The sequence below is a fragment of the Alishewanella maricola genome (assembly GCF_016343785.1).
In the GTDB taxonomy this organism is placed as follows: Bacteria; Pseudomonadota; Gammaproteobacteria; order Enterobacterales; family Alteromonadaceae; genus Alishewanella; species Alishewanella maricola.
Map to the genome: position 1 here is coordinate 186,478 of NZ_JAEINI020000003.1, position 15,755 is coordinate 202,232.

Annotated in this window: 15 protein-coding genes; 4 read left to right on the forward strand and 11 right to left on the reverse strand. The window is 46.8% G+C overall.

Annotated features, from left to right (window positions below; translation table 11 throughout):
* Positions 1-86: 86 nt before the first annotated feature.
* The 11 genes from JAO78_RS06385 to JAO78_RS06435 form a co-directional block, all read right to left on the reverse strand.
* Positions 87-695, reverse strand: a complete 609-nt coding sequence (locus JAO78_RS06385; protein WP_226750532.1) for a porin family protein — start codon at positions 693-695, stop codon at positions 87-89.
* A gap of 124 nt (positions 696-819) precedes the next feature.
* Entirely contained in the window at positions 820-1,512 is a 693-nt protein-coding gene (rsuA, locus tag JAO78_RS06390) for a 16S rRNA pseudouridine(516) synthase RsuA (protein ID WP_226750533.1), read from the reverse strand.
* Between the two features lie 45 nt (positions 1,513-1,557).
* The gene (cysQ, locus tag JAO78_RS06395) at positions 1,558-2,319 is read right to left on the reverse strand and encodes a 3'(2'),5'-bisphosphate nucleotidase CysQ (RefSeq protein WP_226750534.1); all 762 of its coding nucleotides are present in this window, start codon (positions 2,317-2,319) and stop codon (positions 1,558-1,560) included.
* Between the two features lie 75 nt (positions 2,320-2,394).
* The gene (gene cysC, locus JAO78_RS06400; protein WP_226750535.1) at positions 2,395-2,997 is read right to left on the reverse strand and encodes an adenylyl-sulfate kinase; all 603 of its coding nucleotides are present in this window, start codon (positions 2,995-2,997) and stop codon (positions 2,395-2,397) included.
* 50 nt (positions 2,998-3,047) lie between these two features.
* The gene (cysG, locus tag JAO78_RS06405; RefSeq protein ID WP_226750536.1) at positions 3,048-4,472 is read right to left on the reverse strand and encodes a siroheme synthase CysG; all 1,425 of its coding nucleotides are present in this window, start codon (positions 4,470-4,472) and stop codon (positions 3,048-3,050) included.
* Between the two features lie 291 nt (positions 4,473-4,763).
* Positions 4,764-6,308: an alkyl hydroperoxide reductase subunit F gene (gene ahpF, locus JAO78_RS06410; protein WP_226750537.1), complete on the reverse strand. Its 1,545-nt coding sequence runs from the start codon at positions 6,306-6,308 to the stop codon at positions 4,764-4,766.
* A gap of 181 nt (positions 6,309-6,489) precedes the next feature.
* A complete protein-coding gene (gene ahpC / locus JAO78_RS06415; protein ID WP_226750538.1) occupies positions 6,490-7,056 on the reverse strand; it encodes an alkyl hydroperoxide reductase subunit C in 567 nt (188 codons plus the stop codon).
* 304 nt (positions 7,057-7,360) lie between these two features.
* Positions 7,361-8,047: a substrate-binding periplasmic protein gene (locus JAO78_RS06420; RefSeq protein WP_226750717.1), complete on the reverse strand. Its 687-nt coding sequence runs from the start codon at positions 8,045-8,047 to the stop codon at positions 7,361-7,363.
* A 147-nt stretch (positions 8,048-8,194) separates the two neighbouring features.
* Positions 8,195-8,944 carry a phosphoadenylyl-sulfate reductase gene (locus JAO78_RS06425; RefSeq protein ID WP_226750539.1) on the reverse strand — a complete coding sequence of 250 codons (750 nt, stop codon included), beginning with the start codon at positions 8,942-8,944 and terminating at the stop codon, positions 8,195-8,197.
* 12 nt (positions 8,945-8,956) lie between these two features.
* Positions 8,957-10,675, reverse strand: coding sequence for an assimilatory sulfite reductase (NADPH) hemoprotein subunit (cysI, locus tag JAO78_RS06430; protein WP_226750540.1), 1,719 nt, complete (start codon positions 10,673-10,675; stop codon positions 8,957-8,959).
* Positions 10,675-12,480 (reverse strand): assimilatory sulfite reductase (NADPH) flavoprotein subunit, encoded by a 1,806-nt coding sequence (locus tag JAO78_RS06435; protein WP_226750541.1) that lies wholly within the window; start codon positions 12,478-12,480, stop codon positions 10,675-10,677. The genes cysI and JAO78_RS06435 overlap by 1 nt, the downstream gene beginning before the upstream one ends.
* 286 nt (positions 12,481-12,766) lie before the next feature.
* Between JAO78_RS06435 and JAO78_RS06440 the strand changes: the two genes are divergently transcribed.
* The 4 genes from JAO78_RS06440 (at position 12,767) to JAO78_RS06455 (ending at position 15,733) form a co-directional block, all read left to right on the forward strand.
* A complete protein-coding gene (locus tag JAO78_RS06440; RefSeq protein WP_226750542.1) occupies positions 12,767-13,549 on the forward strand; it encodes a DUF2884 family protein in 783 nt (260 codons plus the stop codon).
* Between the two features lie 133 nt (positions 13,550-13,682).
* The gene (locus tag JAO78_RS06445) at positions 13,683-14,030 is read left to right on the forward strand and encodes a RidA family protein (RefSeq protein ID WP_226750543.1); all 348 of its coding nucleotides are present in this window, start codon (positions 13,683-13,685) and stop codon (positions 14,028-14,030) included.
* An 80-nt stretch (positions 14,031-14,110) separates the two neighbouring features.
* Positions 14,111-15,187: a M20/M25/M40 family metallo-hydrolase gene (locus JAO78_RS06450; RefSeq protein WP_226750544.1), complete on the forward strand. Its 1,077-nt coding sequence runs from the start codon at positions 14,111-14,113 to the stop codon at positions 15,185-15,187.
* A 93-nt stretch (positions 15,188-15,280) separates the two neighbouring features.
* The gene (locus JAO78_RS06455) at positions 15,281-15,733 is read left to right on the forward strand and encodes an NfeD family protein (RefSeq protein ID WP_226750545.1); all 453 of its coding nucleotides are present in this window, start codon (positions 15,281-15,283) and stop codon (positions 15,731-15,733) included.
* Positions 15,734-15,755 lie beyond the last annotated feature (22 nt).

Genomic DNA, 15,755 nt, shown 5'->3' on the forward strand with positions numbered 1-15,755 from the left:
ACCAAATTAATAATTTTAAATTAACTCTTGAATACACAATAAAAAGCGCCTAATCATTTAAGCGCTTTTTTGTCAGTACACCATTCTTAGAATGCGTAACTCAGACCGAATTTGATATAGTCTTCATCACTTCCGGTAGCGAATGAAGCCACTAAATGGAATTTTTCATTAAATTTGAAACGCCCATCAACTCCAAAATAAGTTGAACCGCCGTCATCATCACCAGACAAATCAGCGTGTTCAACATATACGCCACCTTCAAACATATCCCAACTATGTTTTAAACCTGTCTTTAATAAAAATCCATCTGCAGAACCAGACTCACGAAAATTTATTGCAGCACTTGAAATCGCAAGATCTATTTCTTGGCTGATGTAGCCAACTTGAGCATACCAATCAGTATTTTCGCCAAGGGTATAACGATAACCAACAGATAATTTTATTTCGTCAGCTGTTAATTTAGCTGAAAAACCATCATCACTATCTGAGTCACTTACTGAAAAATAAGAGCCATGTAAATAAATGTTATCTGTTAAAAGCTTCGAAGCTTCTAAACCTGCGCCTGTTGCGTTTAGGTCTATGTCATCAACTTTTAGATTCACATAGGTTGCATTGATAAAATCAAAGGTATTTGTTTGTGCTGCAGCAACTGAAGAAAACCCAGCAAGCGCCATCGCTAAAAAGGTAAATTTCATATTTAAACTCCATTTAAATGTTTTGAAAATATTGCGCCGCTAAACTAATACAGCAAAGCGCTAACAGTCAACACTAAAATGTTAAATTTATTAAATTAAATAGAGCTTTATGGTTGCAAAAATACTACTTCAGCTTTTCCATTTCTTCTGTAGTTAACTCGCGATACTCTCCCTCTGCCAAATCATCCGGTAAAGCTAAACCACCAATTTGCTCGCGATGTAACTGCTCAACTTTATTGCCAAGCGCGGCGAACATGCGTTTTACTTGATGATATCGCCCCTCATGAATGGTCAGCAGGGCTTCGCATTCATCAACAATCACCAACTCTGCGGGTTTAGTGGCGTCTTTTTCGTTGCGCAGCATGATGCCTTCGGCAAATTGCGCGATGGCCTCTGTAGGGATTGGATCGGCAGTCCAGACACGGTAGGTTTTCGGCACATGATGCTTTGGCGCCGTTAATCGATGTGACCACTGCCCGTCGTCGGTTAACAGTAAGAGGCCGGTAGTATCCAGATCCAACCGCCCTACACTGTGCAGGCGCTCAACAAGTGGCTCGTCGAGTAAGCTAAACACGGTAGGATGTTCTGGATCGTCATTAGCGCAGATGTAACCGGCAGGCTTATGCAACATAAAGTAGCGTAAACCAATCAGCTGCAGCGGTTGATCATCCAAGGTTACGCTGTCAGCCGCTAACACTTGGCGCGCGGCTTGTTTCACCACTTCGCCATTAACCGTCACCAGGCCTTGACGAATATTTTTACCGGCTTGCGAACGCGTCAAACCAGTACAATCACATATAAATTTATCTAAACGCATAAGTCACCTTTATTAGCTGCGCTTAGTGTAACCAAATTTTTGCGGTTAGTCGTTAAGTGCTGACACCATAAAGTGCGGATTCAGTAGGTTTTCACGATGATAAACCTGCGCATCAATGCCGCTAAAACTCACTTTTGCCCCGGCCTCTAGTGCAATAATATGGCCAGCGCCGGTATCCCATTGCATGGTTGGGCCAAAACGAGGATAGACATCGGCACTGCCCTCAGCTACTAAGCAGAACTTGAGTGAGCTGCCCACCGCGACCATTTCATGCTGCGGAAACTGTGCGAGATAACCGGCTAAATCGGGGCTTGGATGACTGCGACTGCCGACCACACGAATAACTTCACCCGGTTTACTCACCTGAATAGGCAGGCTACCACTGGCGTTTTTTACAAAACTGCCGATGCCTTTTGCCGCAGCGTACGTTCTTTCCAGCACAGGCGCATGGATCACGCCAAGCACCGGCTCACCCTGTTCAATCAGCGCAATATTTACGGTAAATTCACCATTACGTTTGATGAACTCTTTAGTGCCATCCAAGGGATCAACCAGCCAATAACGCTGCCACTGCTGGCGAATCTCCCAGCTAATATCGGCGGCTTCTTCAGACAAAATGGGAATATCAGGGGTGAGTGCGGTTAACGCTTGTACAATCAACTGATGCGCTGCCAAATCGGCAGCGGTTAGAGGTGAAGTATCGGCTTTATCGGTGATATTAAAATCACTGCTGTCTTTTTGATATACCGTTAAAATAGCCGCACCGGCTTGTTCGGCGATCTGAATAATATTCAGTAAAAGTTGCATGGTGAATTCCAGATTAAATAAGGCTGTCATGCCATGAATAAGCTCATTTAGCCGATGAGGCCACGCTAACTCATGTTAAATAATAATGTGCCGGCGTTGTAAAAGCGCCAGTAATTGCTCAACACTTTGCTCAATAGTAAGATCGGCAGTATTAAGCACTAAATCAGCGGCGATAGGCGGCTCATACGGATCAGAGATGCCCGTAAAGTGGCTAATTTCTCCGGCACGGGCTTTTTTGTATAAGCCTTTGACATCGCGCTGCTCACAAACAGCCAAAGGCGTGGCGATATGCACTTCAATAAATTTACCTGCGGGCACTAAGCTTTTCACTAATTCACGTTGACTGCGATAAGGCGAGATAAAAGCACTTAATACCAATAAACCAGCATCGACCATCAAACCCGCCACCGCACCGACGCGGCGTAAATTCTCGGTTCGATCGGCGGCACTAAAGCCTAAGTCAGCACACAAACCATGCCGTACATTATCACCATCAAGTAAATAGGTATGGGTACCTCGCGCCAGCAGCACTTGCTCTAAGGCATTGGCCACCGTCGATTTACCTGAACCACTGAGCCCCGTAAACCAAACTACCGCGCTTTGATGACCATTAAGTTCGGCTCGGGTTGTGGCATCTACTTGATAGTCTTGCCATTTAATATGCGCATTATTCGCCATTATTCACTCTCTGTTAGTACGCTTAGGCAGAGTATACCCTGCGCTGGCGGTTACTGCAGTTGGGTTAGCGGCTGTGCAAACACTGCGGCACTGGGCCGCTGCCCAAACCAATGTAACTGCGATTGTAACGCAACCACTTCACCTATAATCAATAACGCCGGCGATACCACCTGATGTTGTTGCACCAAGCTGCCCAGTTCAGCCAGGGTACCGGTGATCACACGCTGCTCGCGCCGAGTACCGTTTTCAACAATGGCTAAGGGTGTGTTGCCATGGCGTCCTGCCGCGATTAATTGGGCTTGAATATCTGCCGCTTTTAAAATACCCATATAAATCACTAAGGTTTGCTGCGAGCGACTCATACTATGCCAGTCGGGCTGATCACCGTCTTTACGGCAGTGGCCAGTAACAAACTGTACGCTTTGTGCATGCTCACGATGCGTTAATGGGATCCCCGCATAAGCGGCACAGCCTGCGGCAGCCGTCACGCCCGGTACCACTTGAAACGGAATAAGGTGCGGCAATAACGCCTCAATTTCTTCGCCGCCACGACCAAAAATAAAGGGGTCGCCGCCTTTTAACCGACACACTTTTTTACCCGCTAAGGCTAGTTCGATCAGTAAGGCATTGGTTTCTTGCTGCGCGACCGAATGCGCCCCCGCTTTTTTACCCACACACAGCCGTTCAGCGTCACGCCTTACCAGTTCTAAAATGTCTGGCGAAACCAGATAGTCATACACAACAACATCGGCTTGTTGCATTAATTGTAGCGCTTTTAAGGTTAATAACTCTGGATCGCCTGGGCCGGCGCCGACAATCCACACTTCGCCTTGCCGCGCAGGCACCTGATCTTGCAGCATCGCATCTAAACGCTGCTCCGCTTGCGCGGGTAAGTTTTGCTCAAGATCGCGCACCACATCAGAATCAAACACTTTTTCCCAAAACTGCCGACGCGCAGCAAAACCTTGAAATTTAGCTTTAACTTTATCGCGAAACCGCCCCACTAACTGTGCTAAAGGCCCTAAATGCTGAGGTAATAAGGTTTCGAGCTTTTCACGTAAACGGCGCGCTAACACTGGCGCAGTACCAAAACTGGAGATCGCAATAATGATTGGGCTACGGTCTATAATCGAAGGAAAAATAAAACTGCATTTAGGCTGATCATCTACCGTATTGGCCAACATATTGCGAGCGGTAGCGGCGGCAAATACAGCAGCATTAACGCTATCGTTATCGGTGGCGGCAATGACTAATAATTTACCGTCCAGCAGCTCTGGAGAAAAATAGCCGGTAATCAGCTCTGCCTTACCTTGCTGCTGCCACTCGATAAATTCTGCGGCAAACTCAGGAGAGATCACCGTCAGCTTGGCACCTGCCGTAAGCAGCGTGCCGGCTTTGCGTAAGGCAACCGAGCCGCCACCGACAATCAGTACCGGTTTATCGGTAAGTTTTACAAACAAAGGCAGATACTGCACAAAGGCTCCTACAGTTAGCGGATACAGGCCATCTTAATGATGAATCATAGCGCTCAGCCTAACTGAACGGAAATAGATATTCGCGCTCTGTTATAACCAAAAGGCATTAAAACGATAGCGGCTTATTAAAATTGCCATACCAAACGGCTGAGCTAAGATCAGCTTACGGCGAAGGTGCAACGCGTGTGGGTGTTGTCGTTTTTAACAACATGACAGCAAAAAAAAGCGGCAACCGAAGTTGCCGCAAGCAGGGATGAGAATAGCAATAACAAAACTCAGTGGAACCAGAACCTACTGGCGAATTAAATAATCAAACGCGCCTAAAGCAGCTGTTGCGCCAGCCCCTAAAGCAATAATGATTTGCTTAAACGGCGCTGTGGTGGCATCACCGGCGGCAAACACACCTGGGATAGAAGTTTGACCGCGTTCATCGATAATAATTTCACCGCGTGGTGATAATTCCACTGCACCACGTAACCATTCCGTGTTCGGCACTAAACCTATTTGCACGAAAATACCGGCTAACTCAACATGTTTCGCTTCACCACTTGGACGATCGATGTAACTTAAACCATTTACTCGGTTACCATCACCGGTCACTTCGGTAGTCTGCGCTTCGGTGATAATGGTGATATTGCCCATTGAGTTGGCTTTTTTCACCAATACCGCATCAGCGCGAAGCTCCGCAGCAAATTCCAGTACAGTCACATGTTCAACAATACCGGCTAAGTCGATAGCCGCTTCAATACCCGAGTTACCACCACCAATTACGGCAACCTTTTTACCCTTAAATAGCGGGCCGTCGCAGTGTGGGCAGTACGCTACGCCTTTACCACGATATTCTTGCTCGCCAGGCACATTCATTTCTCTCCAGCGGGCACCGGGGCTTAGGATAATCGTCTTACTTTTCAGTACCGCGCCGTTCGCCAGTTCTAGCTCAACTTTATCGGTTTTACGTAACTTCACCGCGCGTTGGTTATTCATAATATCAACGTCATACTCACGCACGTGTGCTTCTAAGCCAGCCACCAGTTTTGGGCCCTCGGTATATTTCACCGAGATAAAGTTTTCGATACCCACGGTATCCGCCACCTGACCACCAAAACGCTCTGCGACAATACCGGTATTTAAACCCTTACGTGCAGTATAAATAGACGCTGCAGCACCGGCTGGACCACCACCGACCACGAGCACGTCAAAGTCTGGTTTATTCTTCAACGCTTCAGCTTGGCGCTTTTCAGCATTTACATCGATTTTCTGTAAGATTTTCTCTAGGGTAATCGCACCTTGCGAGAATAATTCGCCATTTAAAAATACCGACGGTACAGCCATGACATTTTTAGCCGATACTTCGTCTTGGAACATAGCACCATCAATCATCACGTTAGTGATATTCGGGTTAATGGCAGACATAATATTTAATGCCTGTACCACTTCTGGACAGGTTTGGCAGCTTAAGGAGATATAAGTTTCAAACTTAAACTCGCCTGGAATATTTTTGATTTGTTCAATCAAATCGGCTTCAACTTTGATAGGGTGGCCGCCCGAGTGTAATAAGGCCAGTACTAATGAGGTAAACTCATGTCCTAGCGGCACACCAGCAAAAGTGATTTGCGTATTTTTCGCAGCAGAGCGAACCAGCATCGACGGTTTGCGGTCAGCTGCGCTGTCATCACGCGACACACTGACTAAATCTGATAATTCAGCAATTTCCGTTGCTAGTTCATTTACCTCAGCTGCCTTGGCGCTATCATCCAAAGATACCACCAACTCTACCTGAGTTTTCAGGTTCTGCAGATAAGTTTGTAATTGTTGCTTCAGGTTAGTATCTAGCATAACTCATAAATCCTTAAAAAATATGGAGATTGCGGCGCAGCAGGGCAAGGGAGAGCGAGGCCAGCGAAGCCGCTGGCCTGACACCAAACTTGAGTTTGGCAGTGTGAGGCTAGATTACAGCCTCACGGGGAGTACTGTATCTAGCGTGTCACACTGCAGTTGCCTGCAGTTTGCATCAAATTTAGATCTTACCAACTAGGTCTAAAGAAGGCGCTAAGGTCTTTTCACCTGGCGTCCACTTAGCTGGGCACACTTCACCGTCATGATCTGCAACGTATTGTGCAGCTTGCACTTTACGGAACAATTCAGCAGCGCTACGGCCGATACCTAAGTCGTGGATTTCACATACTTTGATCACGCCTTCAGGGTTGATCACGAAAGTACCACGTAACGCTAAACCATCTTCTTCAATCATTACGCCGAAGTTGCGTGTGATGGCACCTGTTGGGTCACCGATCATTGGGTATTGAATTTTCTTGATGGTTTCTGACGCGTCATGCCATGCTTTGTGCGTGAAGTGCGTGTCAGTTGATACTGAGTAAACTTCTACGCCCATTTCTTGGAACTTAGCGTAGAAATCAGCCAAGTCGCCTAATTCAGTTGGGCAAACAAAAGTAAAGTCAGCTGGGTAGAAGCAAACAACAGACCATTTGCCCAGTAAGTCTTGCTCAGTTACTGGTACGAATTTACCTTGATGAAAGGCAGTCGCTTTGAAAGGTTTGATTTTAGTGTTAATTAATGAAGACATTGTCTTGCTCCTTTGGGTTAATAAAAACAGTTTCTTGTTTCAACGCTGACTAGTCTATCTAACTCGACCAGACTTTTAAAACGAATAAAACAAATCATCCTAATCACTTTAATTGATGAAGATGTAGTGCTTCATCCGTTATATATGTTGCACAGCAGCTATCAGGTCAAAAATAATCGCAACCTCAATAGTGCTAAGGTAATTAGGGCGGCTGAACGGAATTTCAATAGCCTATTTTTATCGATACGAAGTGCACCGTCACTCAGCAGTATGGTTTGCGCTGTTTAACGACATTGGTACTTAATTAACGAGAGCTTGGTGAAGGTTTCACCAAAAACTGTTTTGAGAGGGCATCAAATTCACCATTCGCCTTAAGCTGATCAAGCGCTACTTGCAAACGCTCAACCGTGGCGATGGGCATTTGTGGGTGCAAGGCGAGATAATTATTGCCAATCGTAGATAAATCGATTACCGCAGTTACCGCTGATAGGGTTTGTTGATGTTGCTCTAACCAGACCGGTAAAATCAAATCGGAAGCAATAATCAAATCAACCTTACCATGTAAAAATGGCAAAACAGCATCGGCTTTACTGTTAAATTGAATTAAATTGACGCCAACTTCAAAACCTTGGCTTAGCAAATATATTTCGTAAACGTCGCCACGGGCAACCGCAACAACATATTTTTTGGCTTCTTCAAGATCCTGAGGTGGTTCATCCCGGCGTGAGGCAAGCCAATACATATTGGCGGAGGCATGCACTAAAGGGCCAACCCACTGAAATTGTTTTTCACGCATAGCATTACGAGCAGTCGAAAATAAGCCGCTATAAGGTGTGCGCTGTGTTGTTTCTAGTGCCCGCAGCCATGGCATTAATTGAAAGTCACACTTTAGTAACGCCACTTCACAAGTGCGCCGCACTAATTCTGTGTTAAGACCTGTCACATGCTGATCTTGTTCAAAGCTATAAGGTGGGAAATGCTCGGTATACATCACCAGCGGCTCCGCCAGACTTTGCTGCGACAGCCAGCTTATACACAAGATGACAAACCATTTCATAGCAATACGATTATGTTGGTAAAAAGCATACCGTTACTATGGCTGAAATTTCAGCGAAGTGAAAGTGCAACGCTAAAAAACCTAAATACCATCACCATCCATATGCAAACCGCACTCACGGCCGAGGCCGTTAAAGCGCGTGTCTTCTTCGCGCATACCGGGTTCAAACTTAACGGTGGAATGCGTATCACCGACAGAGAGATAACCTTTTTCCCACAACGGGTGATATGGCAAGTGGTGTTCTTTTAAATAATAAAACACGTCTTTATTTGACCAGTCGATAATGGGTTGTACCTTTACCACGCCACGACTGATTTCAACAATGGCTTTATCGGCACGCGTACTGCTTTGACTGCGGCGCAAGCCGGTAAACCAACAGCCTACTTCGAGTTGTTGCAGCGCACGCTGCATCGGTTCCACCTTATTTAACTGATTGTAGTGTTTTAACCCCTCCGCTGTTTGCCATAACTGACCGAAGCGAGCTTCTTGCCAAGCGGGGCTTAATGTGGCGCGATACACTTTTAAATTCAGTTGTAGGTGCTCTGTCAGCTGATCAATAAATTGATAGGTTTCAGGAAATAAATAACCGGTGTCGGTTAACACTACCGGAATATCCTGCTGCTGACTGCTGACTAAATGCAGCATCACCGCCGCCTGGATCCCAAAACTGGAACTAAGCATCGGATTGAGCGGTAGATTAGCTAACGCCCACTGCACCCGCTGTGCGGCACTCATGGGAGCGAGCAGCGCATTGATCTGTTGCAACCACGCTTGCTGAGTCGCGGCTGATTGCCGCAAAATGGCGTGATAGTCTTGGGCGATAGCATTCATTATTGTTACCTTTTACGCGTGAAAATCCGTTTTTGATACTTTGACTGCTGCGACCACACCAACGCGGATCACAAAATCACCAAAGCACTCACCGCTTTGCCGCTCTTGACTCCAGCGGCCAATCAGTTGATCCAGCGTATCGAGGATCTCGGCTTCAGCGACGTTATCTAATAACAGTTTTGGAATACGCGTACCAATGCGGTTGCCTCCCAGATACAGGTTATATTTACCTGGCGCGCGGCCTACCAGCCCCACTTCGGCCAGCATGGCCCGACCACAGCCATTCGGACAGCCGGTTACCCGCAAGACAATATGATCGTCGCTGATTTGATGCTTAGTTAATAAGCCCTCGACCTTAGTCACTAATTCAGGTAAGTAGCGCTCGGCCTCTGCCATGGCTAACGGGCAGGTTGGAAAAGACACACACGCCATGGAGTTTTTGCGTTGCTCACTGTGGTTATCGTCAATTAAACCGTGCTCACGGGCTAACTGCTCAATTTGCGCTTTTTGACTGGCAGGTACACTCGCAACAATTAAGTTTTGATTGGCGGTCATCCGAAAATCGCCTTGGTGGATCTGGGCAATTTTAGCTAAACCGGTTTTTAACGGTTTGTTTGGAAAATCTAAGATCCGGCCATTTTCAATAAACAGCGTTAAGTGATGTTGACCATCTATGCCTTCTACCCAACCGAAACGATCACCGCGCGTGGTAAATTGATAAGGCCTTATCGGCGCAAAACTGACACCTACACGCTGCTCTACTTCAGCGCGGAAGTTATCTAAGCCGATGCGGTCAATGGTGTACTTGGTTTTGGCCGTTTTGCGGTTCACCCGATCACCATAATCACGCTGCACCGTAACCACATGCTCGGCCACTTTTAATACGTGCTCAAGGCCAATAAAACCCAGCTCTTCTGCTTGGCGTGGATAGGTTGCCGTGTCACCAAAGGTCATGGCTAAACCACCGCCAACCAGCACGTTAAAACCAATTAATTTGCCCTGCTCGGCAATGGCCACAAAGTTAAGATCATTCGCGTGTAAATCCACGTCGTTATGCGGTGGGATCACCACGGTGGTTTTAAATTTACGCGGTAAATAATGTTCACCTAACACCGGCTCGGTTTCAGTGGTTTCGACTTTTTCTTCATCTAACCAAATTTCGGCATACGCGCGAGTTTTCGGGAGTAAATGCTCACTGATCTGCACCGCCCATTGATAGGCCTGTTGATGTAGCTCACTTTCTACCGGATTAGAGGTACACAGCACGTTACGGTTTACATCGCCGGCCGTAGCAATGGAATCAATACCGATACTGCTTAAAAATTGGTGCATCGGTTTCACATGCGGTTTTAATACACCATGAAATTGAAAGGTTTGGCGTGTGGTTAAACGAATACTGCCGTACAGCGTTTTATCCGCTGCAAACTTATCGATGGCCAGCCACTGCGTTGGCGTAATAATGCCACCTGGCATGCGCGCACGCAGCATCACATTGTGCAGCGGTTCTAATTTTTGTGCCGCGCGTTCAGCGCGGATATCGCGGTCATCCTGCTGATACATGCCATGAAAACGGATCAGCATAAAGTTATCGCCGGTAAAACCGCCGGTGATTTCATCTTTTAAGTCAGTGGTAATGGTGCCGCGTAAATGCTCACTTTCGGCTTTTAAGCGTTCGTTGTCAGACAGCTTACCCTGGGCGACAAATTCTGGCTTGATTGGATATTGGCTCATTAATACACATCCTTCTGATAACGCTTAGCAACCCGTAATTGGTCTAAATAGTGTTGGGCCGCTTTTTCATCTTTGCCGCCCTGTTGCTGAATGATGCTCAGCAAAGCTTGGTGTACGTCTTTCGCCATGCGATTGCCATCACCACAAATATACAGATGCGCCCCCTGCTCTAACCACTGCCATACTGTCGCAGCTTGCTGCATTAACTTATGTTGTACATAAATTTTTTCAGCCGTATCGCGGCTAAAGGCCACGTCTAATTTATTTAGCAAACCTTGTTTCAAATAGTTTTGCAGTTCAACCTGATAGAGAAAATCTTGGGTAAAATGCGGATTACCAAAGAACAACCAGTTTTTACCGCTGGCACCGCGGGCATCTCGCTCTTGTAAAAAGGCGCGAAACGGCGCTATACCGGTACCGGGGCCAATCATGATGATCGGGGTGTCGTCATTTTCGGGTAAGCGGAAATTGTTGTTTTGCTCTACAAATACCTTAATCTGCTCACCTTCCGCTAGGCGCTCAGCCAAAAAGCCTGATGCGCCACCGAGATGCAGCAGGTTAAAGGCGTTATAACGCACCACTCCCACCGTAAGATGTACTTCGTCTTCCACTTCAGCTTGAGACGAGGCAATCGAATACAAACGTGGCTGCTGCTTACGTAACGCATCCACTAATTGCTGGGCATTTAATAAACCTGGGTAATCACGCACGATGTCGATAATTTGCCGATCGGCTAAATACTGTCGCAACGCCACTTTGTCAGCCGCCAAGGTTTGTAATTCGGCATGGCCAATGGCGGTGGCATAACGGCTAACAAACCCCGGATACGATTGCGTTAGCTCTAGATGCTCAATCAAGGCCTCGGCTATCGGTAGCTGCAGCTCGGCTAACTGCACCGGCGTATTACTGGCAATGCCGGTGAGTAATAACAACTCGCGCACTAACAGCGGATCATTACGGAAATAGACCCCTAAGGCATCACCCGGTTGATAAGTTAAACCTGAACCGGCTAAAGAAATTTCGATATGCCGCACATCTTTAGTCGAGTCTCGACCCGTGATTTTTTGGTTGGTATACAATTCCGCACTAAAGGGTTGCTGCTTGTTATAGCTACTGACTGCCGCTGGCGCAGCTACACTCGTCAAATCCACCGCTACCGCACTGCTTACCTGAGCCAATTCAGGCTCCAGTGCTTTTATCAGCTGCTGTTGCCATTGCGCGGCTTGCTCAGCGTAATCGACATCTAAATCGGCACGGGCAATCAGCGCTTTTGCACCTAATGCCGCGAAACGCTCATCAAAATCTTGCGCCGTTTTACAAAAGAATTCATAGCTGGTATCGCCTAAGCCTAATACGGCATAACGCAATTCAGGCAGCGCAGGCGCTTTCTTGCTAAAGAGAAAATTATAAAAACTGATGGCATTTTCGGGCGGTTCGCCCTCACCATAAGTTGAGGTGACCATCACCAACAAGCGTTCATTTTTCAAGCTGGTATTTTTATACTCGGCCAAGTCTTGTACTTTTACCGCGAACCCCTTGGCCGTTGCTGCGGCTGCAATATCCTCCGCAACATGTTTGGCATTACCCGTTTGCGAGCCAAACAACACCGTTAAGCTTGGCGCGGCAGCAATGGGGGCGGCGCTGGGTGCGGCTAACGTCTGCCCCGCTAACTGGGCACTGGCCGCTAAATAACCACTCACCCAAGCTTGTTGGATCGGATTCAATTTCACCAGCAAAGCTTGCAACTCAATAATTTGCTGCTCAGACAACGGGCTAGCTTGGGCAACAAGAGACGATAAAAGCATAAAATATCCTGCAAAAAATCTAGATGATTATTTTAGCCAGCTAAAGTCATTCAGGTAAAAGAATGGATCTCTCTTCTTTATGCCAATTAGTAATTAAAAACCACTCATGCTGACCAAAACCCCTTGAAACAATGTGGTCTAATTCGCCAAAAAATAGTATTTCATGCCAACACTAAGCAGTCACAACTGCCACCTTAAAAATTAAAGCTATTAAATTCAATAATGTGCAGTTGGCATTGGCTTTGCAAACTACTCAGCGTGATTGAAATACAACCAAGGACTGATCATGAGAACCTTATTACTTATTTGCTGTGTCTTTTTTGTTGGGCAACTCAGTGCAGCAGAAAACTGTCATTTAACGTTAAAGCATGATTTACGCATTACAGCGCAAGATGTCAGCCTGCAAGCTGAAGAGCAGCCGCTGTGGCGTATTTCAAACTCAGGCCAATTGTGGCTTGCCGAGCAATTACACCCTACCGATGCCAGTACTGCGGCGCTATTACAGCAATACCAGCAAAGTGTTCGCCAGCAAGCTTTCAGTACGCTGAATTTAGTTAACAACGCTTTGCAGTTAGCCACCACCGCCTTAGAGCAAACGTTTGCAGGGTTAACTGGCCAATCAGACATGGAACAAAGCGCACTGCAACCGGCTTTTGCACACCTTCGCCAAAGCTTAGACTTAGTGGTAAGACAACAAGGCGATACCTTGCTATTGAATGGCAGCAAGCTAGAGCAACTAGACCAAGCCTTTGGGCCAGAGTTTGATGCGGCCATGGAAGATATGGTGCAGCAACTGATGGGCAATATGTTGATGCATGTTGGCAAGAGCATGTTAAGTGGTAGTGGCTCATTTGAAGAACGTATGAATGCTTTTGGCGAGCGTATGGAAACCATGGGTGAGCAACTCGAGCAAAACATGCAAGGCAAAGCCCTAGTGCTAGAAGAGCAAGCCGCAACCTTGTGTGCTGAGCTTGAACAGTTACAGCAATTAGAGCGCCAATTACAGCAACAGTTACCGGCAATGCAGCCCTTTACGTTGGTGACATTGCATAACACAAAAGCAGAATAACCCCCATCCTAACCGCGAGCTTGGCGTACGCAACTCTGTTTCCGTACGCCCTTTTTGCCATCCCGCACAATAGCCTGCATAATTCAGCTTTAATAAGCAGCAATGCCTGCTGCACTATTTTTTTGGAGTGATTATGAGCATACAACGTATTGATCCTGCTAGTCGTTATTCTGAAGCGGTAATTGTGAATGGTTTAGTGTTTTGTGCTGGCATGGTGCCTGACACCGACAGTAATGATATTACGCTGCAAACCCAAAACGTATTAAGCCAAGTTGATGCCTTGTTAGCGCGCTGTCAAAGCAGCAAGGATAAACTGGTTGATACCACTATTTATTTAACTGACTTTGCGGATTATGCGGCAATGAATGCAGTATGGGAGCAATGGCTCAGCCCAGGCTGTGCACCAGCACGGGCAACGGTAGCGGCAAAATTAGCGGATCCGCATTGGAAAATAGAAATTAAAATCACCGCGGCACAATAATCTGAAGTTAACCGCTGAGCAGCAGGCTTGTTGCACTCAGCAAACTGCGCTGCTGTAATGTATTAAGGATCGATTGACACATGGCTGTAAAGACGTTGCTAAACAAAAAACGACTGTGGTTGCCCGCTATTTTCATCTTGTTCGGCTGGGCATTGTATCAATGGGCTTGGCCCTTTTGGCTTAATCAACTCACAGAACGCGAAGCCGAACGGATCCGTGTTATCACACCGACCTTTGTTGCTGAACCCACTTTAAACCGTTTAAACCCCGATCGTTTACTAGCCGACCTGAGCTGGTTAGCCGCTGCTGAGCGTCAAGGTCGAGCACCGGGCACACCAGGTGGTATTGCTGCCCGTTTATGGATTGCCGAGCAATTTGCCGAAATCGGTTTAACCGCCGCTGGAACCGACGGTTATTTGCACCCTTACAGCGTGGCAGAACATTTTTCTTGGCGTCGTTGGCTGCGTGGTGCGTCTTCCACTATCCCCGGCGTAGATAATGCGGCAAATGTTATCGGTTTATTACCCGGCACCGAAGCTAACCTTAAGCCACTGGTGATCACCGCACATTATGATCACTTAGGTATGCACGGCGACGATATTTACTTTGGCGCCGATGACAATGCCTCGGGTGTAGCCGCCATGCTTGAGCTGGCACGCTATTTAACGGCTCATCCTTTGCGTCATCCGGTGTTGTTTATTGCGTTAGACAGTGAAGAAAAAGGCTTACAAGGTGCGGTGGCGCTGTTCCGAACCGGCTTGTTACAACCTGCCGATCTGGCCTTTAACATTAATATTGATATGTTAAGCCGTGATACCCACCAATTATTGTATGCCGTTGGCACTTATCATCACCCTTGGCTATTACCACTAGTTGAACAGTTACAAACTCGCAGCGCAGTGAAATTACTGCCCGCCCATGATCGCCCTTGGTATCTGGCAGGTAACACGGCAGATTGGACCCTTAGCTCTGATCACGGCGTGTTTCATCAGCAACAGGTGCCGTTTATGTACTTTGGGGTAGCTGACCATCCCGATTACCACAGCCCGCGCGACACCGCCGACAAAGTAGATTTGGCGTTTTATCATCAAGTCGTTGAAACCGTGCTGCATTTTTTATTAATCCTTGATCAACAATTAGCAGTGCAAATCGAGTAAATACTTGCTAATAATAAAATGTAAATATACAGTTACTAACACGTTTTCGGGCAGCCATGTTATTACATAATGGCCGTTAAATAGGAGGAAAAAATGAGTACAGCAATGATTTGGATCATTATTGGTGTGGTACTGATTTTAACAGAGTTAATGGCAACCAGCATTGTGGCGGTATTCCTCGGCTTAGCCGCTATCGTCGTCGGTATTTTATTGCACTTTGGGCTCATTGAATCAGCCAGCATGCAATACAGCGTGTTTGGTCTGGTCAGCCTGCTGTTGCTCTTCACCGCACGAGGCCGCTTTAAAAGCTGGTTTGTCGGCTTTACTGCTGATAGTGAGACGCAACCCAGCTCGCTGAGCCAAGATATCGGCGATCGCGTTACGGTTTTATTGGATTTTCAACAAGGCCAAGGTCGTGTGGTGTTAAATGGCGTGCAATGGGATGCGCATTCTAACGACATATTAAAAGCCGGGGATGTGGCTTGGGTAATTGCCAATAAAGGCATCCACCTCGAAGTCGCGGCCAATAAGCCACAATCGTCTTAACTTTACAGCACGTATTAATCGT

Coding starts and splice junctions, on each gene's coding strand:
- JAO78_RS06385 (WP_226750532.1), bottom strand. CDS start 695: ATGAAATTTACCTTTTTAGCGATGGCGCTTGCTGGGTTTTCTTCAGTT.
- rsuA (WP_226750533.1), bottom strand. CDS start 1,512: ATGCGTTTAGATAAATTTATATGTGATTGTACTGGTTTGACGCGTTCG.
- cysQ (WP_226750534.1), bottom strand. CDS start 2,319: ATGCAACTTTTACTGAATATTATTCAGATCGCCGAACAAGCCGGTGCG.
- cysC (WP_226750535.1), bottom strand. CDS start 2,997: ATGGCGAATAATGCGCATATTAAATGGCAAGACTATCAAGTAGATGCC.
- ahpF (WP_226750537.1), bottom strand. CDS start 6,308: ATGCTAGATACTAACCTGAAGCAACAATTACAAACTTATCTGCAGAAC.
- ahpC (WP_226750538.1), bottom strand. CDS start 7,056: ATGTCTTCATTAATTAACACTAAAATCAAACCTTTCAAAGCGACTGCC.
- JAO78_RS06420 (WP_226750717.1), bottom strand. CDS start 8,047: ATGTATACCGAGCATTTCCCACCTTATAGCTTTGAACAAGATCAGCAT.
- JAO78_RS06425 (WP_226750539.1), bottom strand. CDS start 8,944: ATGAATGCTATCGCCCAAGACTATCACGCCATTTTGCGGCAATCAGCC.
- cysI (WP_226750540.1), bottom strand. CDS start 10,675: ATGAGCCAATATCCAATCAAGCCAGAATTTGTCGCCCAGGGTAAGCTG.
- JAO78_RS06435 (WP_226750541.1), bottom strand. CDS start 12,480: ATGCTTTTATCGTCTCTTGTTGCCCAAGCTAGCCCGTTGTCTGAGCAG.
- JAO78_RS06440 (WP_226750542.1), top strand. CDS start 12,767: ATGAGAACCTTATTACTTATTTGCTGTGTCTTTTTTGTTGGGCAACTC.
- JAO78_RS06445 (WP_226750543.1), top strand. CDS start 13,683: ATGAGCATACAACGTATTGATCCTGCTAGTCGTTATTCTGAAGCGGTA.
- JAO78_RS06450 (WP_226750544.1), top strand. CDS start 14,111: ATGGCTGTAAAGACGTTGCTAAACAAAAAACGACTGTGGTTGCCCGCT.
- JAO78_RS06455 (WP_226750545.1), top strand. CDS start 15,281: ATGAGTACAGCAATGATTTGGATCATTATTGGTGTGGTACTGATTTTA.